Annotated in this window: 1 protein-coding gene; it reads left to right on the forward strand. The window is 48.3% G+C overall.

Features of this window, described 5'->3' with window-relative positions; all coding sequences use genetic code 11:
* Positions 1 to 426 (forward strand): rod shape-determining protein MreC (gene mreC, locus ASC50_RS04660; protein ID WP_162491139.1); only part of this gene is annotated, 426 nt, incomplete at its 5' end.
* Positions 427 to 445 lie beyond the last annotated feature (19 nt).

Below are 445 nucleotides of genomic sequence, written 5' to 3' on the forward strand. Positions count from 1 at the left end.
GATATGGGTGTCGTTTCGCCCAGAGGTATCGTGGGAGTTGTGAAGCAGGTTTCAGCCCATTTTTCGCAAGTCATCCCTGTACTGAACGATAAATTTCATCCGAGTTGCATGGTTAAAAACAATAAATCGTTTGGTCCGCTGGTCTGGAACGGCGGAAATCCGCTTTATACCTACCTCACGGAGCTGCCTCGCCATGTAACGTTTGAAGTGGGCGACACCATTTTGACCAGCGGCTACTCCACCATTTTCCCTGCCGGACTGCTCGTAGGGACGATTGCCGGTTTTGAGCGAGAGAAAGACGACAATTACAACACCCTGAAAGTCAAACTATTCACCGATTTCAGCACGCTCAGCGACGTGATGGTAGTAAAAAATAAATACCAACACGAGCAAAAGAGTTTGGAAAACAGGGCGGGACAATATTAACAGCGGAAGCACAGGCATC

It is taken from the genome of Candidatus Symbiothrix dinenymphae (genome assembly GCF_001431085.1).